Genomic DNA, 21278 nt, shown 5'->3' with positions numbered 1-21278 from the left:
GCATCGCCACCCGCTACGACAAGACCCCTGAGAGCTACATCGCCGGCCTCCACCTTCGTGGCGCGATGATTTGGATCAAAGACCTCACACGAGCCACCCCTTGATCACAACCCAATACGCGCCCTAGTACCTCTTCCTGGGTGCTCGGGTTACGGGCCGTCCGCGCCTTGTGCAGCCTGGACTCGAACTTCCCCCACCTGGCCACCGAAACCGTCCCACCCTCCGCGACCTCCTGCTGAATGACGGCCAGGGCCGCGTTCACGTGCCTGCGGTCCTTCGGAGTTTCGGCGCCCACGTGGTCGGCGACGGCGTCCATCAGTTCTTGCTTGTTCACCCTGTTCTCCTTGTCTTACGGATCTTCTGGGCAGCGTACGGCGCTCGTTGGCGAAACCGCCAACGTCAGCACGCTTGGGGCAGATCGCCCCGCTCAACCAGCCGCCGCTTGTAGTAGCACACCGTGGACCCGTCCACGCCAAGCAGGCGAGCGATCTCCATGGTGCCCTTGCCTGCGGCGAGAAGCTTCCGGGTCTTCTGCACCTTCTCCTCGGTGTCGGGCTGACGCGGCCGGCCGCCCTTCCTCGGCTTCGGCGGGCCGCCCTGGGGCTTGCCAGCTCGCGCCCATCGTTCGTGGCAGGCACGGCACCAGCCGAGCCGCTGCACCGCGACCGGGCGGGCGCGGCATGCCGAGCACACCGCGGCGAACCGTGGGGCGCCCTCGTGCAGCTGCCACCACGTGACCGGCTGATCCTGCGCAAATAGGCCGTCGCTGCGGGGCTCGACCGTGCGCGTCACGAGACCTGCTTGCTCCATTCGCCGCAGCGCCGCGTCCAGGTGCAGCGTCCGGTCGCCGAGCAGCACGCGCGCCAACTCGCCCGTGGTGAACCGGGACTGCGGGTAGCGGCGCAGGTGGGCGAGGATGTCCGGCATCACCCGTTCGTAGTAGGCCGGCGGGCGTCGCGAGCCGCCGTTCATGTCGCGCAGGTAGCGGAGGACCGTCCGTTCGCTCACGCCGATCTGAGTGGCCACCTCGCGTGGAGATGGGTTGTCCTTCTCCTGGAGAATGTCCAGGCAGGTGATGAGCCGTTCCCACTTGTCGGATCTCACCAGTCCTCCCCCTGCTCGGCGATGAGGGCGGCGGCGCGGGACTGCGCCTCCTCGACTGTCAGGCCCTCGCCCTGCATGAGGGCGTTGATCAGCGAGTCCATGCCGTGGGCCGCTTCTTCGGCCGCCATCTTGATCTCCGCCTGGTAGCCGTCCACGGTCGCGAACGCGAGCACGTCCAGGTTGTGTCCAACACTGCGGGCCAGGTACGGCAGGAAGTCGGCGGGCTCGACCGGCGGGCACTCTCCCTCGGCCGGGGTGGTGGTGTCGTGGAGTTGGGTCATGATGCTCTCCTGGAGTAGATGGGTATGCCCGGCCGGTGTCGTACGGCGGGCATCGGCATGTCGCGGTACTGGGGCAGGACCTTGCGCCCCGCGTAGAGAGCAGGGAGCTCGATAGCCACCGCAGCGGGCGGCGGCGGGATGCTGGCCAACATCCGCTTCCGCCACGCCAGCGCGTAGACGGGGCAGCTCGAACACGTCTTGCCACGGCGGGGATGGGTGTGCTCGGGTACGTCGATGTAGATGTCGTCGGCGTTCTTCCGGGCGTTGGTGGACCACGCCATGGAGTCCGTCGAGACGAGGAGATGCCCGAACCGGCGCAGGCCGATGGTCTTCACACCGAACCCGTGCATTCTCAGCCCGAGACTGGCCAGCGCGGTCAGGACGCGGCCGATCTCCGGGGTGCTCTGCATCCGGCACACCGAGCCGACGCTGACGAGCGGCAGCTCATCGAGTCGGATGCCGTACCGGTCGAACTCGTCCACGTGCCGCAGGTAGGCGTCCCGGCAGTCGCCCTGCAACGACGGGATGAACAGGTTCGACCTGGAGCGGAGCACGCAGTAGTTCTCGACGGTGAGGCGCTGGTGACACTCCACGGTCCGGCCCGAACTGGCGAGCGCGGGCGGCTCGCACATCCAGTCCTGCTGCGCGCCCAGCAGAGCATGCCGATCTCGTCGGCGAACCGCTCGACCGCGCGGACGTAGTTGATGGGCCTGACCCGGTACTCGCCGTGCATCGTGATCTGGTTGAACCCGCCGGAGTCCAGAATCCAGGGCACCACGGCGCGCGGCAGATCTCCCTTGATCTTGGCCAGGTGCCGATATGCGACGCAGAGAGGCTTGCCCACGTCCTTGCGCTTGAGCCAGGACCCGGTGTTGGCACCGAGGAAGAACTCCACGGGTCACCTCCTGGCCGCGATCGCGGCGAGCAGCAGATCCCCGTGGCACCGCTCTGCCGGTTTGCACCAGCAGGCCACGTCCGCATCGCCGATCTCCGTGACCGCCCGCTCCACGAGATCCGGGTGCTCGGCAAGGTAGCGCCGGTACATGCGGAGCGCGTTCTCGAGCCCGTGCGCGGCCACCGGGAACGGGTTCGCGAACGGCGACCGCCGCAGGCCGGGCGCGGCGCGGCCGATGTAGACGGCTCCCTCGGGGACGCGCCCGTGGTACAGGTCCCCAGTGACCTTGACCCGCCTACCCATGGGGGTACTCCCTCGGGAAAGGCTCCGGCCACTCCGCCGGGTTGTGGCCCTTCGGGTCGGAGCAGCCCTTTTGCCGAGCGAGAACGGCCCCGAGCTGCTTCATGAAGAACGGCACTCGCTCCCTGGCACACCGGTCGCGGAGATCAGCCGCCCACGCGAGATCCATCGGCCGCGCGCCAGGTCCGCTCTCGCCACCGACGATCGTCCAGTCGATCCCAGTCAGGTCGAGCGAAGGCAGCGGCCCGAGCAGCGGTTCAAGGGACAGGAACCGCACGGCGGCCTCGACCTCGCGCAGCGCGTCAGCGCGCCGCACGTGCTCGTCCGACTCGATCGACGTGCCCAGCCACACGTTCGGCAGCGGCCGGCGGCCCGCCAGCAGACGAGCCATCCGCTCCGGGCGCTTGGTGAGGATCTGGTAGGTGTGCTGCGGCGTCTGCTCCATCGTCGCCCACACGCGATCCACGAACTCGACCGGAACGCGAGCATGGAACAAATCGGACATGCTGTTGACGAACACCGTCCTGGGCTTACGCCACCGCAGCGGCTCGGCCAGCGTGCTCGGATGAAGGGTGACAGCGAAGCCCGGTCCGCTCGTGCGCGGGTCGCCATCGTTCTGGTACTTCGGCTGCCCCATGGCCTTGAGCCGCTTGGCCAGCGTCAGCGCGTAGCAGTTATGGGTGAGCGCTCCCTCAGCGACGAAGGTCCCCGTTGACGTGGTGATGTCGATGAGTCGCTGTGCAGGGCCGCGACGGATCCCCACGACCGGGCTGGTTGGTGTCTCGATCCGCTTGCCGTAGAAGTCGCGGCAGCGTCGAGTCAGCGCGGGGTGGATGGAACTCAGGAAGGCGATGTTCTCTGCGATGCCGCCCATCAAGCGGACCGTTGGGCACACCGACCCCTCGTAATGCTCAGCCTTGAGGTGGAAGCCGAGTTCCTTCCCGTATCGCTCGACCTTGTCGAGGACGTCGTTCGGCTTCGTCTGGCAGAAGCGGAGACTGCCGCCGCTGTAGGAGGCGTCGGTGTCGAACATTCCGGCTAGCCATCCGGCCATCCACTCGCGGGAGTTCCGCTCCTGACCGAGTTCGGTGATTAACGCCAGATGGTTGCGGCGCCGGGTTTCCACCTTCGCCATCGGCAGCGGGTTGTCGGTGGCGAACGACGAGGACTCGCCCTGGTCGAACGATCGGACGGACACCTCCGCACCGAAGCGGTGGAGATACTCCACCAGCCGGTCAAGGACGTCAACGTCCTGCTCGGGCTTCGCGACTCTCCAATACGACTGCGGGTAGCCCATCGACGAGGACCGCCATGAAGGGTCCCAGCGGAAGGTTCCGTCGCCTTCTGTCGCGCCAGCGATGTATCCGGCGCGGTAGTCGTCCGTCTCGGTGTTCGTGGGGCTGCACTGGAGTGCGCGCACTTCGGTCTTGAAGTTGAGCCCGATGGTCTTGCGCCACCACTGGGACGCTCCTCTTTTGGCGATGAGCCACAGGTGGTCTTCACTCGCTGTGAACGTGGCGCCGTTTGCGAGTTCCACCGTGACGGTCGGTTTGCGGGTCTCCCACACGGCCTGGACGGTGGCTTCTTCCCAGACACGGTTCTGCCCGGCGGCGGGCTTGTCGGTGAAGCTGACGAGTCGATCTCCGACCTTGATGTCGGCGATGGGTGCCCAGGTCATGTCGGTGCGAAGGACTCTGGTTTCGGGAGCCAGGCAGTTGTCGCACCCGGCCGAGATGCGGTCACAGCCAGTGGTGGGATTCCACGTGGCCTGGGTCCATTCGATGGCGCTGTTGTCAGCCACGGGTTGTGTTCTCCTCGTTGATGTCGCGGGCTAGTTCCAGGGCGTTCTCATCCACGTCCGGTGTGTGGCGGAGCTGTCGTGCTTTCTCCGTGATCTCGGCCGCGTACGAGCGCAGCCACCTGGCGAGCAGGAACGCCCTGCGCGGGGAGATGTCGGCGCCGGGGCGGAACTCTTCGAGCCGCTGTGCGGCCAGCTCCAGTTCTCTGCCTTCGTCTGGAACCCACATCGGGTCGTAGCAGTCGTCGTTCACAGCAGTGATCTCCTTGGTGGTGAGGTGGCTCCCGACAAGCCCGTGGCCGGCGGGAGCCTGGTCGGGTTCAGAAGGTGGTGGCCTGCTCGGCGAGCTGGGCGAGGACGGTGCGGACGTTGTCCAGGCAGCCGACCCCGAAGTTCCGGATGTCGAGCAGGTCGTCGTCGTCCTTCGTGGCGAGGTCGCCGAGCGTGTGGATGCCCCAGCGCTTCATGCAGTTGAGGGCGCGGACGGTCAGGCCCGGCATCTCGCTGATGTCGGTGTTGTCGGGCAGGCCGGTGGCCTTGACCAGCTCGTTGATGGTGCGGGTGTCGGTGCTGATGTCGGTGATCGACACGGCTTCTCCTTCATCGGTGGTGGGTGGCCCCGCTCGGACGAGCGGAGGCAGCGTTGGCGGTACCGCCAACGAGTCGAGCAGCCAGATACCGGAGCAGTTCCTCACCCGTCAAAAGTTCCCGAAGCGCGGACACCAGCAGCTCAGACATGGGTGGCGTGACCGCGTTGCCGTACTGCCGCACCTTCTGCCGCTTGTTGCCGAGCACGATGTAGTCGGGCTCGAACGCCATACCGCGGGCGACTTCCTTGGGGTCCATGATTCGAAGCCCGACCTCCCGCACGTCGATCTTCTCGGGGAAGGGAACGGCGGGGGTAGCAACCCCGTAGCGGTCGATCGTGGTCAGAGTCCCCACGGGTTCGCTCGCGGGCTTGGCCACGCCGGTCTTGTAGTACGGGACGAGCAGCGCCTCCGGGCCAGTCGCCAGGAGGTTGTGGTTGCCGCCCGCCGAGACGGTGCCGAGCGGCCCGTCGATCGAGCGGGCGCGGTTCTTGTCGCCTCCGCCCCGCATCGGGACGATGAACGACGGCGGCACCGCCAGCGCGTGAGAAGCGCCCTCCGTCACGAGCGTCGCCAGCGGATCCCGGCGCGGGTCGATGTTCCGCACCCGGCCGGACCGCAGCAGCGTCAGGAACGGCTCGGGCGGGAACGCCACCCCGGTCTCCCGGCGGCCGGTCGTGGTCCGCAACGGCTCTGTCGCGGGCGCGGCCTTCTTCCCCTCACGGCCCTCAGCCGGGACGATCAGCGGTGGCGGCACTACCAGCCCGTCGTTCTCCCTGGTGGTCCGGGTCGGCATCGGCTCCGTCACCGGGGTCGGGTCCGTGCGCCAGGTGCCGCCGGTCGGCACCAGCAGCGGCGTCCAGAACGTATCGATGCCCACCTGGACACGGGCGACAGTAGCCGGCGCGTAGGGCCGGAACTTCTTGCCCGGCTTCCCTTCGCCGATCTTGCGGGTGGGGAGGGAGAAGTCGATCGCTTCCCACGCGGGCAGCACGGGCGGCTCCAGGATCGCGTTCCGGCACCTGCTGTTGGGGCATCGCCAGTGCCACTGCTTGCGGTACACCCCGGCCTCGCGGGTCGGGGTTTTGTACACCTGCATCGCGTACACGATCTGGTCGCAGCCAGGGCAGTACGCGCGGGGCCGCAGCCACTTGTCGAAGTCGGGGTCGCGGCCGAGCAGGTTGTGCCAGTACACGAAGTACAGCCGGTCCCTCGACTGCGGCGCGGCGAGGGTCCGCACCGGCTGGGCGTGCATCGAGTTGTAGCCGATGACACGCGTCTTGTACCCGAGCCGGTGGAACCGCGCCCGGAACGCGCCGAAGCCGTCCCAGTCGTACTCGGGTAGGACGTTCTCCATGACCCCGGCCAGCACGATGTCGGTCGGGGAGCGGCGACGGTGGTAGCAGCCCTCCACGTAGTCCGCTACCTGCTTGGTGAGGGCGCGGCTCTCCTCCTCGGCGAGCGCTTCCTCCTCTTCCTCCTCCGTCATGGGCAGCTCGAACAGTTCCTCCTGCTGGGAGTTGAGGAACTTCTGCTTCTTGCCTCGGGCGATGGACCATTTGGTGCACTCGGTGGACGCCCAGTGGAGCATCGTGAGGGGCCAGTCGTAGACGGGGGCCTCGCGGATGTCGCCGTCTTCGTGGCGGGTGTTCGGAAAGTTCGTGCGGTGCGTGTCGAGGGCCAGCTTCCAGTGGTTCGCGGCGAGCGTCACTTCCACGTCGGGGACCTTGTCGGCGCCCTGGGACGACCCGCCTGCGCCGCAGAACCAGTCAGTGAGGGTGACCACATTGCTGTCGTGCACGTACATATCGATCTGTCTCCGTGAGGGTCAGATGGCGAGTTCGAGTTGCTTGGTGGCGTTCAGGCCGTTCCGCCACAGCTTCGGGAAAGCGGGGTTGGTCTTGTCGTGCGCCCACGCGGGCGCTACGGCGAGCAGGTGCTCGACGGTCGGGAAGTAGAGGCTGCGCCGCCGCCACCACACCCGGTAGTGGCGGCCGTCCGTCTCCAGCCGCCGCCCGAGCAGGCCGGCGGCGCGCTCCAGCCGGGCAAGCATCTCGGCGCGGGTGCCGGTGACGAGTGCGTGCAGGGACCGACCGGTGCTGCCGCGCGCCATCGCGTCCCCGGCCTTGCCGCCGAAGCCGCGCCGCACGTCGTACACCGCCCACTCGATGCCGTCGAGGTGGCGCTGGAAGGCGTCCAGCAGGATGGGTCCGCCGGGCCAGGTGGCGATCAGGTCGTAGAGCTGCTTGCCTGCGAGGAGGCCCTGCTTGGGGTTGCAGGCGACGGCCAGGTACTCCATCTCCAGCGCACGCATGGCCTGGTGAGGGTGGGCGAGCAGGCACGGGATGGTCCGCTTCCTGCCGCCCTTGGTGACGGAGAACGCGAACGGGCACTCGACGCAGTGTGATCTTTTCCATCGGACGCCCAGCCGGTCGTAGATGTAGCGTTCGCAGGCGTCCCAGTCCCAGCCCCAGTCCACGAGCGGATGCGTCGGGATCTTGTTGGGGAGGCCGAGCGCCAGGTCGCCCGCGACCCGGTCGGGCTCGGACACGTCGTAGCCCATGACGTGCACGTACGGCTCGTCACCGATGTTGTCGGCGATCCACTGGTCAATGACCCAGCTTTTGAACTTCTGGCTATGCTTGCGCACCCCGCCGGACTGGGGCACGGTCGCGGTCGTCACCAGCTCCTCGGACAGCGCGTACGCGCCGCTGGTCAGGCACAGGATCGGCTCGCGGGTGTCGTCCAGCACCGTGATGCCGTCGCGTTCGTAGTGGCCCGCGCGGGCGACCTGCACCGTCCGCACCCGCCGCGCGGCCAGCAGCGGGTAGAAGTGCCGCTCGACCATGACGGCGGTGTCCAGGAACTCATCACCCGTCTGCGCCGTGATCACGATCAGGTTCGACAGGTCCGGCAGCAGCTCAGGCGGCCGGGTAGCGGGCTCGAACAGCAAGCGCAGGAGGAGCGCCGTGCCGTTGGCGCCCATGCCGTAGGACAGGACCACGTTCATCAGCCGCCGCCCCCTGCCTCGGGCGTCGGCAGGCTGTAGACCAGGACGCGGCCCAGGTCGGTCTTGTCGGGGTCGCCCCACGAGACGAGCCGGATCTTCGCGTTGACGAGGGCGAGTGAGATGCCGCGCGGCCCTTTCCGCGCCGTCATCTTCACCTCGTACTCGGCCATCGGGAACCGGACCGAGTACCACGGCGTCGCCGCCCGGCCTGACCGGACGATCGCGTCCACGCTGGGAGACTCGGACCGGCCGCACCAGTACGCCGACGAGAGCGTGCACTGGCGGCGCTGGGGACGGGTTCGGTCGCGGTGGCGGGGCAGCCGGCCCGAAAGCATCGGGCATGCCTTGATCGCGTAGGCGGCGCACCAGGGGTGTTGAGCGGGTTCGGGGACGTAGCCTTGCCCGAAGTCCTGCGGCCGGGCCATGAGCACCGCGGCTTCGGTGAGCGGTTGGGCGCACAGCTGGCAGCGCGCTTCGGTGATGCACCATGACACCCGGTTGGTGTCGATCTGCCCGAGTTCGGGGGTGCCGTCCGCGTGATGGAGGGTGATGAACGGAACGACCATCCCGTTGTAGGTCACGGCGTAAGCGAGCTGAATGGGGATCGCAGTGTTGGCCACTGTCTTCCTCCTTGACTGGTGGTGGTTGACCCCGCTCGTGGCGGGGCGGGGTCGTACGATCGGATGCGTGGAAGTGGTGGATGAGCAGGTGTGGACGGTCGCCTGGTGGGGCGACGGATGGGGAGTGTGGCCAGGCGAGACGCCGGACTGCACCGCGCCGCCCGTCTACGCGACCGGCAACATCACCCACGCAGCAGCGGAGGCGGCGTCACACTGGGCGGTCGGCGTCGTGCCGCCGCATCCTCGGCTGCGGGTGCGCTGCCTGTACGGCGGCGACCCGGACGGCGAGCAGGTGTTCCGTGCTCGCGCGGCCCGCCGCCGCTGGTGGTGGCGCTAGAACTCGGCGATGTTGCGGGGCTTGTCGCAGTCGATCACGGCCGACTCCTCGACCGACGCCCTGAACTCCTTGCCGGTGTCGAACGTCCCGGCGACGCCGACCTTGGCGCGATAGCGGCCCGACAGGCACGGCAGGTGGGTCAGCACGTACCGGTGATCCTCAGCCATGCTCGGGAACTGCGCGCTGTTGACGGCAAACCACGGGGCGCCGAACCTCTCGCGGTACTCCAAGTTGATGGACAGGAGTTGGGTGGCGATGCCGAAGGGCTCGGTGCATGACTCGTTGACCAGGACACGGACGCGCGGCTCAGCGGAGCCGATGCGGACGGCCTCGACGTGGACCGCCCGGTTGCACCCGAGCGCACCGGGCTTGTACGGGTCGGTGGTTTTGCCCTTGGCGCCGCATCCTGCGGGCTCGGCGGCGAGGAGGAGTGTCGCCATGGCGAGTGCTGCGAGCTTCATCGTGGTTGCTCCCTCTGGGGTTAAGGATGCCCCCGCCCGCCGGCGGGCGGGGGCCGTAGGATCGGGGTGCGCGAGCCCGATAGGCGCGGGCTCGCGCTTCTACAGCTCGGCCGGGTTGGCCGCCTGGTGGCGATGCTCGGCCGCGCACCGCTCCGCGTCGGCTCGCTGCTGGGCAAGCTCCTGCTCCCGCTCCGACAGGCGAGCGACCTCGTGCTCCGCCTCCCGCGCCCGCCGATCCGCCCGCCGTTTGAATCCGGCCTCCTCGATCGCGTCGTACTCGACGAGCCCGCGGTAGTGGTCGAGAAGCTGGCGGACGATCTGGCCCATCTGCTCGGCGGTCTTCTCCGGGACGGTGCCGTGCCCCTCCCGGTGCGGCGCGAACCACCGCCAGTTCTCGTCGTGCGGGTACACGATCGACGTCCCGGCGAACTTGATCGCATTGATGATGGGGGCGTGCGGTCCTGCGTGGTGGTAGCGGCTGTCCCAATGCCTGTCGGCGGTCACGTCGTCGCCGTACTGGATGGTGACCGGAGCGTCGCCGCCGGAGTCGGAGCGCAGCTCGTACGGGCTGATCCAGATCACGCCGAGCCCGGCGATGGTGTAGCGGACGCCCGGCCGGTCCAGGTCCACGCTGTGAATGAACCGGTAGCGGCGCGTCCCTGGCTTGCGCCACTTGGCTGCGCCCTTCGTAACGGCGATGGTCTCCCAGCGGACGCCGGGAGTTTCGTACGGGTCGCCGTAGCTGTCCTGCATCGGGTCCTGCCCCAGCCCGGACAGCGCAGATGGGTCGAACCCGCCGACCTGCTTGAGGACGGCCGCGAGCGCTTCGGCCACGTCCTCCCGCGTGGGAGGTACCCCGGCCTGCGGCTGCATGACGGGGCACGACTCGGGGCATCGCTCCCCCTCCGGCGTGTCGCAGAAGGGGCATGGCGCGTTCTTCGGCGCGGTCGCCTGCGCCGGGAACACGTCCTCAACGGGCCAGATCTTGTAGCCGTCCTCGACTTCCTCGACCTGGCCCGTCTGTTTGTTTTCGACCTCCTTGGTGAACTTCCGCTCCACCTTCGGCGCGATGATCCACACCGCCGCGTCGGGCTCGACCTGTCGGCCGTAGCCGCCCCAGAAGAAGCGGGGCTGCACGTGCGCTGCGTCCGGGTTCTGCCCGTAGATGCGCATGCAGTTGCGGATGCTGTACGGGTTCATGCGGGCGCAGAAGATGCGGAACCCGTCGATCCCTTCAGGGTTGTCGCGCAGCAGCAGCGCGATCTGCATCTCGGCGGCGTGCGCCTGCGCGCGTCCGGCGTCCTTGCGGGCCTTCCAAGCGGCGAGTTCGTCGTCGGTCATGTCGCTTCTCGACATGGTGGTTCCTCTCTTGGGTGGTGGTGGGCTGGCTGGCCCGCAGGTGCGGGCCAGCCAGGCAGCTAGTTGGCGGTACCGCCAACGATGACCCGAGGGCCGATGTGCTCGGTGATGAGCCGCTCCAGCCGTGCCCTGCTGTTGCTGCCATTGAAGAAGAGGTAATGGCAGCGACGGGGAGAGCCGAGCAGACGTTCCGCCCGGTTGGACACGTGGACCACCCGCTTGCCGTACGCCTCCTCGATAGCGTCCTCGGGGTCGTCGGGCTCGGCGAGCATGTACTCCCACACCGCCCAGCTCAGTTCTTCGTCCACGTCCGGGTTGATGGCCATGCCGTCGATGAACATGTCGTCGCCACGGATGTCCACGAGCCACTGGCCTCCGTTGCCGAGGGCGACGTGGCCCGCGTAGCAGCAGCCGGTGCCGCACTGGGTGCGGAACTCGGCCTGCCTCCAGCACGGCGCAGTGGCGGACGGGGCCTCGTCTGCGGCGGTGATGCGGTCGAACGCGCGCCAGGCGCGCTCCCGGTACAGCACTTGCTGGTCGGGGGTGGTAAAGGGCACGGTCATGATCTCCTCTTTCTATTGGCGGTTGCGCCAACGGGGTATGAGGACGGCAGCCACGCGTCGGCGGCGGCCTCCATGGCGGCGTACAACTCATCGTCCGCCGATTCGGGGAACGAATCGGCCCATTCGGCGACTCGCATGTACGCCAGGCGCGGGATGGTGCGCCGCTTGTCGCGCTCCTGGCGGCAGCGGGGCGGCCGGTGGTATTCGACCAGCCAGGCCAGCGTCTCTCGGACGAGCGGGACGCGGCCGAGCGGCCTCCCACGTACGAACACGTCCCCGGCGATGGCGCTCATCGCGCCGACTGGGCAGAACCCGTGGCCGGTGGTGAGGCGGCCGATGACGAAGTCGCCGCGCACCCGCCATGTGCGGCGCATGAGATCGACTGAGTCGCGGATCAGGACGGGGATGGTGGTCATCGGTGGTCAGACCTCCTCGGTGATGGTGGCGTGAGTCATGGTGGGGATGTCGTGCAGGACCCGGACGATGTCGAACCGCCGATCTCCGTACTGGCTGTGGAAGGCGCACAGCGCGGCCGGGTGCGGCTGCTCGGTGCGTCCTGTGGCCCGCGCCACGATGAGGCACATCTGCTCAGCGTGGTTGCCGCACTGCCACGCCCGGCAGGCCGGCCGCCCCAAGCTGCACGGTCCTTCGCAGACCATGCAGTGCACCAGCTTTCCCGGTCGAGAGTCGGGCTCGATACGGGTGACGGCGGCCGGGAACGGCGTGCCGTCCACGCCGTCGTCGTAGACGACCTGGAGCCGGAGCGGCCACGGCTTGCCCGGGACGACGTGCCGCAGGTCCTCCAGCTCGAACCCGACGACGGTCCCGGTCTTGTCGCCTGCGGTGACGCGGTCGCCGATCCCGAGCTTGGCCATGTCCTTCCGGCTGCATCGCATCCATGGTTCGACCGTGGCCAGGTCGATGAAGGCGAAGATGGCGGCGCCCGGCAGCAGCAGCTCGGCGGTCTGCGCGATGCCCTCGGCGAAGGTGACGCGGAGGGCGCACCGGTCGCGCATCAGTGTGAACACCGGTTCCTTCGGGGTGGACTCCAGACGGGTCCAGTGGTGGAGCCGGGCCTTGGTAGTGAGTAAGTCCTGGTGGTGGCTCATGCTCCCTCTCTCTCGAGGCTCGGTGTGGTGGTGGATGCTGGCGCTGACGGTGGCGCGTCAGTACCAGCGGGGGTGATGCTGGAGCGGCGCACGCACAGCAGCCGCTCGCCGTTCTCGCCCGCCAGCTCGTAGCGGGGGAATAGGTGGCCGTACTGACGGTCGAACAGTGCGCCCGCGCGGGCCTGGTCGCGTCGGGTCAGGGACCAGTACCACGGCTCCCACACCTGATCGAAGGCTTCGTCGCAGCGTTCGCAGCCGCACGGCCCGACGACGGTCCACGTGCCGTACTGGTCCGGCAAGGAGCCGTAGTAGACGACCACGGCACCCGGCGTGAGCGGCTTCACCGCCCGTCCGCCTCGTCCTCGGCGAGGATGCGTCCCAGGTCCTCGTGGGCGTGCCTCAGCATGTAGGTGTGGTCGGCGGCCGGGTCGTCGAGGACGCTGCCGATGACGGCGGCCAGGTTCATGAGCTGGTCGCGGATCCACTCGGGCATCGGTCAGCTCTCCCGGTAGCGCGGGTCGTACGACTCCCACATGGCGACGATCTGGTCAGCGGCGATCTCCGCGATCCGGGGGCTGGCGGCGGCCCCGGCCTTATAGGGCACCTCGGCGGCGTCCATCGCCTCCTCGATGAGGCCAGGTGCGATGGCGGCGATGACCTCGGCGTCCTCGTATGGCAGACGACCCGACCGCTCCTCGTACGGGTCCCACTTGGGCGCCCACCACACGCTGCGGTCCCACGCCCCGGACGCGAGCCGCTTCTCAGCGTCGTCCAGGCCCCGCTGGAGCGGCAGCACGGCGCGCGACATGCGCAGGTAGGCGTCCAGGTCCGGGTTGCCGGTGGCGACGAGCTTGTCATCCAGCAAGGTCGTCCTCCTCGTCACTGATGAACTTCGCGTGCGCGGCTCGCGCCAGGGCGACGTCACTCACGTCGTCGCCTTGCACGCTGACCGACACCTTCGGCCCGATCCACTTGGAGCCGTCGTCGAACACGTGCCAGATCCACACGTTCGCCAGCCGCAACGGCTGACCATCCTCGGTGCGCAGGTAGGCGAACGGGTCGAGGGAGAACGCGAGGCCGGACACGTCCGGCAGGGTGATGAGCATGGCTACAGCGCCTCCTGCGCGGCGTACCACTCGGCGTCGGAGTTGGCGACGAAGGTGCAGCCGCCGGTGCCCTAGGTGCAGCGGGACTGGCCGGGCTTGAGGCCCTTCTGCGCCTTGTACACGGCCGGGTTGCGGTACTCGACGCCCGAGCTGTGCGTGCAGATGCCGCTCTTGCGGAGCGCGGCGAGGTAGTCGGCCCGCTGCGCCATCTGGGCCATCTCCAGGTCGGCGTCGTGCCGCTGAGTTTCGATGGCTTCCTGGTCGGTGGCCCAGTCGTCCTCGGGGTAGTACATGGTGTTTCCTCTCCCTCGGCGCGTGCCGTGATCTCGGGGGTTGCGGTGTGGCCCGCGCGGTGCGTTATCGTGGGAGACGCATAGCGATCTCCCTCTTGGTGGTGGGGGTTCACAAGCTAGGTAGTTAGGTAGTGCGGCCGGGACCCATGTGGCGTGGGCCCGGCCGCGGTCGTGTGCGGTTCGTTGGCGGTACCGCCAACGAGCTACCCCGCGTACTCGTCGTACTCGCGGGTCAGGTTCGCGAGGTAGTCGAGCATCCCGGCCACCTGGTCGTCGCCCAGCTCGGCGTAGTCGATGGCGTCGGCGTCGGGATCGACGCCCGCGTTCTCGGCGAGCCAGCCGTGCGCCGACTCCCGCACGTCGGAGGCCATGTTGGGCAGCAGGTCGTTGAAGTCGGCGCCCATCACCGGTGCGATGACTGAGGCGATGGCGACCGCTGCCGCGTCGAGGACGTGCTCGGGGCGGGCGCCGGCCGCCCGCGCGTCGGCGAGGACCTGGGAGGGGGTGATGGCGGCGACGTCCTCGGCGGGGACGGCGGTCAGGTGCTGGAGGAGGGCCTTGCCGGTGGCGGCGTCGTAATGGTCGAAGGCGTCGAACGCCTCGAACATGCGGGGCAGGTCGTGGCCGTTGTTGGCCAGGTAGTCGAGGGCGCGGCACAGCGTCTCCACCCAAATTTCGTGGACGACCTCCCATGCGGGGGTGTCGTGGCCGCGTAGGTGCTCGGTGGCGGCGAGGCTGGCCACGCGACCGGCGCGAACTGTGGTGGTGGCGTGGCCCTCGCGTTCGGCGTGTTCGTAGAGGCTGCCGTCCAGCAGGGCCCGCTCGATGCTGGCGTAGACGGCGCAGGTGCGTTCGTGCCAGGTGCCGGTGGCGTGGTCGCCCATCAGGAGGTTGGTGGCGGCGTCGCGGACCTGGAAGATGGGAATCCAGGGGTGGTGGTTTTCGCGGAGTTCCTGGACCAGTGCGTTGGCGACGAGGCTGATCTGTTCGTCGAGGGCGGCGTTGTGGTTGGCGTGGCCGATGTCGGCGGGGCTGGGGCGGCCGGTGGGGATGCGGTTGACGATCGGGGGCAGGTGCATGGCGTCTCCTTGGGGTGTTTAGCCTGGTCACTGCCTGTTTTGATCTTGTGTGGAACTACCTCCAGTCTATCTCTTTTGCACGTATGTATATGTAAGGGATCGATGCAGGTCACAGCGTTAGCGATCTTGTTTGTAGGCAATTCTCCGCCAAGATCATCGTTGGCGGTACCGACAACTCCAGACAGGCCGTGATCGACCGCCAGCGGCCACCATGATGAGCATTCCGCGCCTCTCCAGCCGACCGAGACGACGCCGCCGACCGCCAGTGCCCGGACTCTTGTCGCGTGACACGGATCTCTCATGACGACCCCCAGCCCCGGACAGCCAGCATCGCCAGCTCGGCCGCCTCCCGCTCCCGCCGACGACGCTCCAGTTCCTCACGAGCCGCCCGGAACGCGGCGTTCGGGCCGACCGCCTCAGCTGCGACCGGTGCCACGGTCTCGAGACCCGCCACCGCGGCGGCGGGTTCCTCAACGTCGGTCGCGGGCCTGGGCGCGGGCACCCGGCTGGCCGCGGCCGCTATTCGCTCCCACTCTCGCCGCCGCGCCTCCTGCTCCGCACGCCGCCGGGCGTCCGCCGCCGCCCTCCGATGCGACGGCAGCGGCAGCACCCGCCCGTCCGGTCCGAGCCAGGCCGACAGCCGATGCCGCACCCAGCCCGCCGGATGCCGGATCTCGTCCCGGCTCCTCCAGGTGTAGCTCCACCGGCTGTCGTCCTCCCGGACGTCGAGCGCGTGCAGCACGTCCGACGCCGTAGCTCCCGCGTCGATGAAGGGTTTGAGCAGCCAGCGCAGGTACCAGGGGGTCATCAGGCCGAGCACGGGCGACTCGCGGCGGAGCCGTTCACACATCGCTAGTCGGTCTCGTTTCGTCCGTGGCGTCTGGTGGAGTCCCCATTGTGGCGAGATGCGTGGTTTGACTCGGCGAGCTGGTGATCTTTCCTCGCGCGTGCGCGTGGGATCTAGTTCTCTCCTACGGAGAGATCTAGAGGGGGGTTCACTTATCTGTTCAGGCTGGTCAGCAGCCTTACAAGGACCTTGATCACGGAGTTGGTCGCGGGGATCACGAATGGGACGCGGTACGCACAGCACCCACACGGCGGCGCGATGGCCGAGCCCGTCATCGACCAGCCCAGCCATCGTCCCCTTGCGGTAACGGCAGGTGGAGCCCTGCTCGACCACGCCGAGCCAGCCGCGCTCCCGGAGCCAGCGGACCCAGCGCTTCACGGTCGGCTTGGACAGGCCGGACCGTTCGACCAGCCACGCGATCGTGGGACGGGAGCACTTGGTCTCCCAGTTCATGCGCCAGGCGATGAGAGTGCAGATCAGCATGAGGTGGGCGTAGCCGTCGCTGCGCAGGGCCAGGACGTCGGCGTCCTGTTTGAGCTCACGCAAGAATGTGCGCTGGTCCGGGGAACGGCGCATGCGGCGGGGCACGCTTGCCCGGATGAGTGCCGGCGACAGCGGGCCGATGAGGTCGGGCAGGTCCGACACGGCGGTGCCCCGCCGCCAAGTGACGCGCGGAGTGCCGCCGACCGGGCGTACAGCGTGCAGGTGTGCGTGCGGGCCCGCCACCACAGGCGCGGCGCACTCTGGTGTGCCGCGCTGGGGCTGTCGTGGGCGGCCCGTGTCGGCCGCCGCCATCACCGCGCCACGCTCGTGCGAGCGGCGGGGGCGGACGGCATGATCATTCCGCGTGCATTCCGCAACCAGCGGCACTCAGGGGCCACGACTGGCACACAGTGGCACACGCCGAACGTGGGCGGACGGCCGTTACCGCAGGTCGGGTGCGAGTGGTGGCTGGTGCAGAGCGGCCTCGGCAGAAGTCGCACCCGCAAAGGAACCGGATACCTGTTCCGCCGGTTCCTGCGCTCGGACGCGGCCTGGAACGTCGAGCGCGGGCTGGGCTACCGCAGCGAGGAGTTCGACACGCTGATCGACCGGGCGGCGGCGGAGACCGATCCGGCGCGGCGGCGCGAGCTGTACGGGCGGGTCCAGCGGCTGCTCGCGGCCGATCGCCCGATGATCCCGCTGGCGTACCAGGACAATCCCGTGGTGACCACCGCCCAGGTCGGCGGGGTGGTGCAGAATGCGGCGTATGTCGTTGATCTCGGCAAGCTGACGCCGTCGGGCTGAGGTGGGATTCCTGCTGCGGCGTGCCTTGGAGACGCTGCTCGTGCTGCTGGTGCTGTCGGTGCTGGTCTTCCTGCTGACCTCGCTGGCGCCCGGCGACCCGGCCGAGGAGATCCTGCGGCGAGGCGGGATCCAGCCGACGGCGGCCAGTGTCGCGGGCCTGCGCGCCGAGCTCGGCCTCGATCAGCCGCTGCCGGTCAGGTACCTGCGGTGGCTGTCCGGCGTGGTACAGGGCGATCTGGGGCGTTCCTACGTTGACCGGTCTCCGGTGACGGACGAGATCGTCTCCCGGTTACCGGCGACGCTGCGGCTGGCGGGCGCGGCGGCGCTCGTCGCGGTGGGGCTGGCGCTGATCGCGTCCGTGCGGGCCGCGTTCCGCCAGGCCACGTCCCCCCGGGCCGCGTCCCAGCAGGCCGCGTCCCGGCGGCATAGGCCGGGCGGGCGTGCGGTCGCGGTGGTGGCGGTGGCGGTCGCGAGCGTCCCGCCGTACATCGTCGGGATCTTCCTGATCACCGTCGTCGCGGTCGGCCTGCGCGCCCTGCCCACCGGTGGTGACGGCAGCCCGGACGCGGTGGTGCTGCCCGCGCTGACGCTCGGGCTGGCGGGCGCCGCGACGCTGCTGCGGCTGCTGCGCGCCGATCTGGCCCAGGCGCTGGCGCTGCCGTTCGTCAAGCTCGCCACCGCCAAGGGGTTCAGCGCGCGGCGCACAGTGACGGTGCACGCGCTGCGCCTGGCCGCGCCGAACGCGATCGCGGCGGCCGGCGCGGTGCTGGCCGATCTGGTGGCGGGCGTCGTGGTGGTGGAGACGCTGTTCTCCTGGCCGGGCGTGGGACAGCTGGCGATCTCGGCGATCAGGCAGCGGGATCTGCCGGTGGTGCAGGCGTACGTGCTGGTCGTCGGCGCCATGACGGTGCTGCTGCTCGCCCTGGCGGACCTCTGCCTGGCGGCGGCCGACCCGCGGATGCGTCGCCGGTGAGGCGCCGCGCGGGGACCGGCCCCCCGGGTGCGCGCTCATGAAGGGGCCCGAGGGTGCGCCGCCCATGACCGGGCGTGCGGGGGTCGTGCTGCTCGCGGTGATCGTGGTGTTCTGCGGGGTCACACCGATCTTGTCGCCGTACGACCCGTATCTGCCGGATCCCGCTGTCGCCCTGCTGCCGCCCGGGGCGCGGCACTGGCTCGGGACCGACCAGCTCGGCCGGGACCTGCTCACCAGGACCGCGGCGGCGGGAACTGTGTCCCTGCTGCTGGCGCTCGCCGTCACGGCGATCACCACGGCGCTCGGCACGGTGGCCGGCGCCGTGGCCGGGCTGGCCGGTGGGGTGCCCGAGCGGCTGCTGCGGTACGCGTCCACGGTGGCGCTCGCGCTGCCCGGCCTCACGTTCGCCCTCGCGCTGGCGGGCGTGCTGCCGCCGGGGCCGGGCACCGTCGTGGCCGCGCTGGTGCCGTTCGGCTGGGTGAACTGCGGTCTCGTCGCGCACACCGCGACCCGGCGCGCGGCCACGACGGGTTTCGTGCTCGCCGCCCGCGCCATCGGCGCGTCCCGGTTCTACCTGCTGCGCCGCACGATCGGCCCGCACATCGCCGGGCCGGTGCTCACGGTCGCCACCGCCGATCTCGCCCGTACGCTGGTCGCGGCGACCTCTCTGAGCTTCCTCGGCATCGGGCTGCCCCCGCCCGTGACCGACTGGGGCGGGATGGTGAGCGAGGCCGTGCCGCTGCTGGTGGCCGAGCCCCGGCTGGCGATCGTGCCCGCCCTCGCCCTGGCCGCCACCGGCCTGGCCGTCGCCCTCGTGGCCGACGCCCGCCGGCTCAGCCAGGAGTGACCAGAGCCGCCGCTCTCCATCGGCGGCGCCGGCGCTGGTCAGCCGATGCGGAGCGGCAGCGTACGCGGTCCGCGGACCTGGCCCGGCGCCCAGGTCACCGCCGCCGGGTCCGCCAGCCCGAACACCGGGAACCGCTCCAGCCACACCTCCAGGGCCACCCGCAGCTCCATTCGCGCCAGGTGCGAGCCCACGCAGCGGTGAATCCCCAGGCCGAACGCGACGTGCCGGTTGACCTCACGGTCGATGACCACCTCATCGGCGCGGTCGAACTGGGCCGGGTCGCGGTTGGCGGCAGGGAACGACAGCAGCACCCAGTCGTCGGCCTTCATGTCCACGCCGTTCCAGCGCACGTCCTCCTTGACCAGCCGCGCCATCGTGACCGGCGCGTAGACCCGCAGGAACTCCTCCATCGCGGTCGGCAGCAGCCCCGGCTCGGCCACCAGACGCTCCAGGTCGGCCGGCGTCTTCGCCAGATGCCACAAGGACGCGCCGATCGCGCTCCAGGTCGTGTCGATGCCCGCGATCAGCAGCAGCGCCATCGTGCCGGCCACATGGGACGGGTCGAGCTTCTGGCCGTACAGCTCCGCGTTGATCAAATAGGTCGTCAGGTCGTCACGCGGGTGGTCGACGTGGTCGCGGATCTGGACGAGCAGGTAGTCGAAGAGCAGGCCCATCCGCGCGATGCGCTCTTCCGGCGGCAGGTTGACGCCTTCGAGGGCGTTCTCGATGAACTCCCGGAAGCGCGGCCCGTCCTCGGGCGGGAAGCCCAGCATGTCGGCGATGACCCGCACCGGGATGTGCTGGGCGTAGTCGCGGGCGGCGTCCACGACGTCCTGCCCCTCCAGCTCGTCGATGAGCGCGTGGCAGAACGCCCGGGTGGCCGCCTCCCGCTTGGCGACCGCGGTCTTGGTGAAGGCCGGCAGCAGCAGCTTGCGCGCGTCGTGGTGGAACGGCGGGTCGGAGGAGATGGGCGGCGAGCCGCCCATCGGCGCCAGCTCGCGCGGCGGCCGGAAGTTGCTCATGATGATCGACCGCGAGGAGAAGCGCTCGGTGTCGTAGGCGATCGCCGCGACGTCCTCGTAGCGGGTGGGCAGCCAGCCGCCGCCGAACCGCTCGGTGTGCGCGATCGGGCAGCGCTGCCGCAGCTCGTCCTGGATGGGGTACGGATCGGCCGCCCACTCGGGCTCGAGGTGGGAGAAGTCGGTCGCCCAGTCCTCGACCGGGCCGGTGATGATCTCGTTGCGCGTGCCGAAGGGCTGGTCTCCGCGCGCCTCCCGGAAGTCCTGGGTGAAGCGGTCGTCCACGCTCATGTCACGCCTCCTAGAGGGTCTCGATCGCTCTTTCCGGACAGTTGGACACGGCCAGCCGTGCCGCCTTCTCCTCGCCCGAGGGCACGACCCCGTCGCCGAGGACCTGCCCGTAGCCCTCCTCGTCCTCGCCGAACAGGTCGGGGGCGAGGTCGTAGCAGCGGCCGTGTCCCTGGCACCGCTCCGAATCGATCTTCAGTTTCATCGTGCTGCTCCGCTCTGTGCTGTGGTGCCGGCAGGGGCGAAGGCGCTGACGACACGGGTGAGCAACGCCGTCCACTCCTCGTCGTCCACCGCGTGCAGGTCGGGTGTGACGAGCGCACTTCCCATCGCGAGCAGCAGGCAGAAGTGGGCCAGCGCCTTCGCCGACAGCCCGGGATCGAGCTCGCCACCGGTCTGGGCGACGCGTACGAGCCCGGCCATCCAGTCGGCGCGCTCACCCATGTAGTCGCGCATCGGCCGGGCCACGTCCTCGTCCCGGCGGGCCGCGACCAGCGCCTCGACGATGAGGTAGCCGGGCGCGTCGCGGCGGCGCGGCAGCCATCGCCCGACGACGACCAGCAGATCCACGATCGACCGGTCCGGGTCGGCGGCGAACAGGTCGGCCAGCAGTCGCGGCCCGTGCGCGCGCAGCGCGGCCACGATCAGGTCGGCCTTGGAGCCGAAGTGCGCGTACAGCGCGCCGTTGCTCACGCCCGCGGCCGCGGCGATGTCGGCGACGCGGGTGCCGTCGTACCCGCGCTCGGCGAAGACCTCGGCGGCCGCCGTCAGCAGCCGTTCGCGCGTTTCGGCGGCGGTGACGCCTGCGATACGCCCCATACACGAATTAAATGACTGTTCATTTCATTCGTCAAGGATCCTGCCCGTGGCCTCTCTTGTCTGGCCCCCTTGAAGTTGGCAGTACGGCACGGAAGTTGGCAGTGGATCTGGCAGTGAGCCTCGCTAGTTGGCAGTAGCGACGACCGAGTGTTGCGGACTGGAGGGTGATTGTCCTGTCTCACTTGATCTGGCGGAATCTCATCAGAGGTGGCGCATCCTTGATCTGTTCAGTTGTGGAGGAGCGGGTGCGACGATGGCTGGATGGATGTGGCGTTCCAGGCCCTTGGATTGATGGC

The 21278-nt window shown here is 69.4% G+C and carries 29 protein-coding genes and 1 pseudogene; 4 read left to right on the top strand and 26 right to left on the bottom strand.

Features of this window, described 5'->3' with window-relative positions; genetic code table 11:
• Nucleotides 1-34: 34 nt before the first annotated feature.
• From EJK15_RS78100 to EJK15_RS54985, 11 genes and pseudogenes are all read right to left on the bottom strand, one after another.
• Nucleotides 35-334 (bottom strand): HU family DNA-binding protein, encoded by a 300-nt coding sequence (locus EJK15_RS78100; RefSeq protein ID WP_138718441.1) that lies wholly within the window; start codon nucleotides 332-334, stop codon nucleotides 35-37.
• A 65-nt stretch (nucleotides 335-399) separates the two neighbouring features.
• A complete protein-coding gene (locus EJK15_RS55035; protein WP_138718440.1) occupies nucleotides 400-1104 on the bottom strand; it encodes a hypothetical protein in 705 nt (234 codons plus the stop codon).
• The gene (locus EJK15_RS55030) at nucleotides 1101-1385 is read right to left on the bottom strand and encodes a hypothetical protein (protein ID WP_138718439.1); all 285 of its coding nucleotides are present in this window, start codon (nucleotides 1383-1385) and stop codon (nucleotides 1101-1103) included. The genes EJK15_RS55035 and EJK15_RS55030 overlap by 4 nt, the downstream gene beginning before the upstream one ends.
• Nucleotides 1382-2229, bottom strand: a pseudogene (locus EJK15_RS55025) (deazapurine DNA modification protein DpdA family protein). The gene EJK15_RS55030 and the pseudogene EJK15_RS55025 overlap by 4 nt, the downstream one beginning before the upstream one ends.
• Nucleotides 2230-2283: 54 nt before the next feature.
• Complete coding sequence (locus EJK15_RS55020; RefSeq protein ID WP_138718437.1) at nucleotides 2284-2583, bottom strand: DUF4326 domain-containing protein; 300 nt, start codon at nucleotides 2581-2583, stop codon at nucleotides 2284-2286.
• The gene (locus EJK15_RS73620; RefSeq protein WP_206061724.1) at nucleotides 2576-4381 is read right to left on the bottom strand and encodes a DUF5131 family protein; all 1806 of its coding nucleotides are present in this window, start codon (nucleotides 4379-4381) and stop codon (nucleotides 2576-2578) included. Before EJK15_RS73620 ends, EJK15_RS55020 begins: the two co-directional genes overlap by 8 nt.
• Nucleotides 4374-4631: a hypothetical protein gene (locus EJK15_RS55005; RefSeq protein ID WP_138718436.1), complete on the bottom strand. Its 258-nt coding sequence runs from the start codon at nucleotides 4629-4631 to the stop codon at nucleotides 4374-4376. Before EJK15_RS55005 ends, EJK15_RS73620 begins: the two co-directional genes overlap by 8 nt.
• A 67-nt stretch (nucleotides 4632-4698) precedes the next feature.
• Nucleotides 4699-4968: a DNA-directed RNA polymerase subunit alpha C-terminal domain-containing protein gene (locus EJK15_RS55000; protein ID WP_206061722.1), complete on the bottom strand. Its 270-nt coding sequence runs from the start codon at nucleotides 4966-4968 to the stop codon at nucleotides 4699-4701.
• 10 nt (nucleotides 4969-4978) lie between these two features.
• Nucleotides 4979-6772, bottom strand: coding sequence for a DNA cytosine methyltransferase (locus EJK15_RS54995; protein ID WP_138718435.1), 1794 nt, complete (start codon nucleotides 6770-6772; stop codon nucleotides 4979-4981).
• A gap of 21 nt (nucleotides 6773-6793) precedes the next feature.
• Complete coding sequence (locus EJK15_RS54990) at nucleotides 6794-7975, bottom strand: hypothetical protein (RefSeq protein ID WP_138718434.1); 1182 nt, start codon at nucleotides 7973-7975, stop codon at nucleotides 6794-6796.
• Nucleotides 7975-8595, bottom strand: coding sequence for a hypothetical protein (locus EJK15_RS54985; protein ID WP_138718433.1), 621 nt, complete (start codon nucleotides 8593-8595; stop codon nucleotides 7975-7977). The genes EJK15_RS54990 and EJK15_RS54985 overlap by 1 nt, the downstream gene beginning before the upstream one ends.
• A gap of 67 nt (nucleotides 8596-8662) precedes the next feature.
• Between EJK15_RS54985 and EJK15_RS54980 the strand changes: the two genes are divergently transcribed.
• On the top strand, nucleotides 8663-8932 hold the full coding sequence (locus tag EJK15_RS54980) for a hypothetical protein (RefSeq protein WP_138718432.1): 270 nt from the start codon (nucleotides 8663-8665) through the stop codon (nucleotides 8930-8932).
• Here EJK15_RS54980 and EJK15_RS54975 read toward each other — a convergent pair.
• The 12 genes from EJK15_RS54975 to EJK15_RS54925 form a co-directional block, all read right to left on the bottom strand.
• On the bottom strand, nucleotides 8929-9393 hold the full coding sequence (locus EJK15_RS54975) for a hypothetical protein (protein WP_138718431.1): 465 nt from the start codon (nucleotides 9391-9393) through the stop codon (nucleotides 8929-8931). The genes EJK15_RS54980 and EJK15_RS54975 overlap by 4 nt on opposite strands.
• Nucleotides 9394-9492: 99 nt before the next feature.
• Entirely contained in the window at nucleotides 9493-10749 is a 1257-nt protein-coding gene (locus EJK15_RS54970; RefSeq protein ID WP_138718430.1) for a hypothetical protein, read from the bottom strand.
• 62 nt (nucleotides 10750-10811) lie between these two features.
• Nucleotides 10812-11315 carry a hypothetical protein gene (locus EJK15_RS54965; RefSeq protein WP_138718429.1) on the bottom strand — a complete coding sequence of 168 codons (504 nt, stop codon included), beginning with the start codon at nucleotides 11313-11315 and terminating at the stop codon, nucleotides 10812-10814.
• The gene (locus EJK15_RS54960; RefSeq protein WP_138718428.1) at nucleotides 11312-11731 is read right to left on the bottom strand and encodes a hypothetical protein; all 420 of its coding nucleotides are present in this window, start codon (nucleotides 11729-11731) and stop codon (nucleotides 11312-11314) included. The genes EJK15_RS54965 and EJK15_RS54960 overlap by 4 nt, the downstream gene beginning before the upstream one ends.
• 6 nt (nucleotides 11732-11737) lie before the next feature.
• Nucleotides 11738-12424 (bottom strand): hypothetical protein, encoded by a 687-nt coding sequence (locus tag EJK15_RS54955; RefSeq protein WP_138718427.1) that lies wholly within the window; start codon nucleotides 12422-12424, stop codon nucleotides 11738-11740.
• On the bottom strand, nucleotides 12421-12768 hold the full coding sequence (locus EJK15_RS54950; protein ID WP_138718426.1) for a hypothetical protein: 348 nt from the start codon (nucleotides 12766-12768) through the stop codon (nucleotides 12421-12423). The genes EJK15_RS54955 and EJK15_RS54950 overlap by 4 nt, the downstream gene beginning before the upstream one ends.
• Nucleotides 12765-12917, bottom strand: a complete 153-nt coding sequence (locus EJK15_RS71760; RefSeq protein WP_171075099.1) for a hypothetical protein — start codon at nucleotides 12915-12917, stop codon at nucleotides 12765-12767. The genes EJK15_RS54950 and EJK15_RS71760 overlap by 4 nt, the downstream gene beginning before the upstream one ends.
• 3 nt (nucleotides 12918-12920) lie before the next feature.
• Nucleotides 12921-13289 carry a hypothetical protein gene (locus EJK15_RS54945; RefSeq protein WP_138718425.1) on the bottom strand — a complete coding sequence of 123 codons (369 nt, stop codon included), beginning with the start codon at nucleotides 13287-13289 and terminating at the stop codon, nucleotides 12921-12923.
• A complete protein-coding gene (locus EJK15_RS54940; RefSeq protein WP_138718424.1) occupies nucleotides 13279-13530 on the bottom strand; it encodes a hypothetical protein in 252 nt (83 codons plus the stop codon). The genes EJK15_RS54945 and EJK15_RS54940 overlap by 11 nt, the downstream gene beginning before the upstream one ends.
• 71 nt (nucleotides 13531-13601) lie before the next feature.
• Nucleotides 13602-13823: a hypothetical protein gene (locus tag EJK15_RS54935; protein ID WP_138718423.1), complete on the bottom strand. Its 222-nt coding sequence runs from the start codon at nucleotides 13821-13823 to the stop codon at nucleotides 13602-13604.
• A gap of 203 nt (nucleotides 13824-14026) precedes the next feature.
• A complete protein-coding gene (locus tag EJK15_RS54930; RefSeq protein ID WP_138718422.1) occupies nucleotides 14027-14902 on the bottom strand; it encodes a hypothetical protein in 876 nt (291 codons plus the stop codon).
• Nucleotides 14903-15200: 298 nt separating this feature from the next.
• Entirely contained in the window at nucleotides 15201-16547 is a 1347-nt protein-coding gene (locus EJK15_RS54925) for a helix-turn-helix domain-containing protein (protein WP_206061721.1), read from the bottom strand.
• 36 nt (nucleotides 16548-16583) lie between these two features.
• Here EJK15_RS54925 and EJK15_RS54920 point away from each other — a divergent pair, with 36 nt between their 5' ends.
• From EJK15_RS54920 to EJK15_RS54910, 3 genes are all read left to right on the top strand, one after another.
• Complete coding sequence (locus EJK15_RS54920; protein WP_138718420.1) at nucleotides 16584-17036, top strand: periplasmic substrate-binding domain-containing protein; 453 nt, start codon at nucleotides 16584-16586, stop codon at nucleotides 17034-17036.
• 1 nt (nucleotide 17037) lies between these two features.
• Nucleotides 17038-18009 (top strand): ABC transporter permease, encoded by a 972-nt coding sequence (locus EJK15_RS54915; RefSeq protein WP_138718419.1) that lies wholly within the window; start codon nucleotides 17038-17040, stop codon nucleotides 18007-18009.
• 64 nt (nucleotides 18010-18073) lie between these two features.
• Entirely contained in the window at nucleotides 18074-18856 is a 783-nt protein-coding gene (locus tag EJK15_RS54910) for an ABC transporter permease (RefSeq protein WP_171075098.1), read from the top strand.
• Nucleotides 18857-18894: 38 nt separating this feature from the next.
• Here the strand turns inward: EJK15_RS54910 and EJK15_RS54905 are convergent, their stop codons facing one another.
• From EJK15_RS54905 to EJK15_RS54895, 3 genes are read right to left on the bottom strand one after another with little or no spacing between them, the layout of a single operon-like run.
• The gene (locus EJK15_RS54905; RefSeq protein WP_138718417.1) at nucleotides 18895-20166 is read right to left on the bottom strand and encodes a cytochrome P450; all 1272 of its coding nucleotides are present in this window, start codon (nucleotides 20164-20166) and stop codon (nucleotides 18895-18897) included.
• A gap of 10 nt (nucleotides 20167-20176) precedes the next feature.
• Nucleotides 20177-20368 (bottom strand): ferredoxin, encoded by a 192-nt coding sequence (locus EJK15_RS54900; RefSeq protein ID WP_138718416.1) that lies wholly within the window; start codon nucleotides 20366-20368, stop codon nucleotides 20177-20179.
• The gene (locus EJK15_RS54895; protein WP_138718415.1) at nucleotides 20365-20982 is read right to left on the bottom strand and encodes a TetR/AcrR family transcriptional regulator; all 618 of its coding nucleotides are present in this window, start codon (nucleotides 20980-20982) and stop codon (nucleotides 20365-20367) included. Before EJK15_RS54895 ends, EJK15_RS54900 begins: the two co-directional genes overlap by 4 nt.
• Nucleotides 20983-21278: the final 296 nt, after the last annotated feature.

The sequence above is a fragment of the Nonomuraea basaltis genome (assembly GCF_005893125.1).
In the GTDB taxonomy this organism is placed as follows: Bacteria; Actinomycetota; Actinomycetes; order Streptosporangiales; family Streptosporangiaceae; genus Nonomuraea; species Nonomuraea basaltis.
The sequence above is the reverse complement of the archived record's forward strand: the minus strand, read 5'-3'. Positions and strand labels throughout refer to the sequence as shown.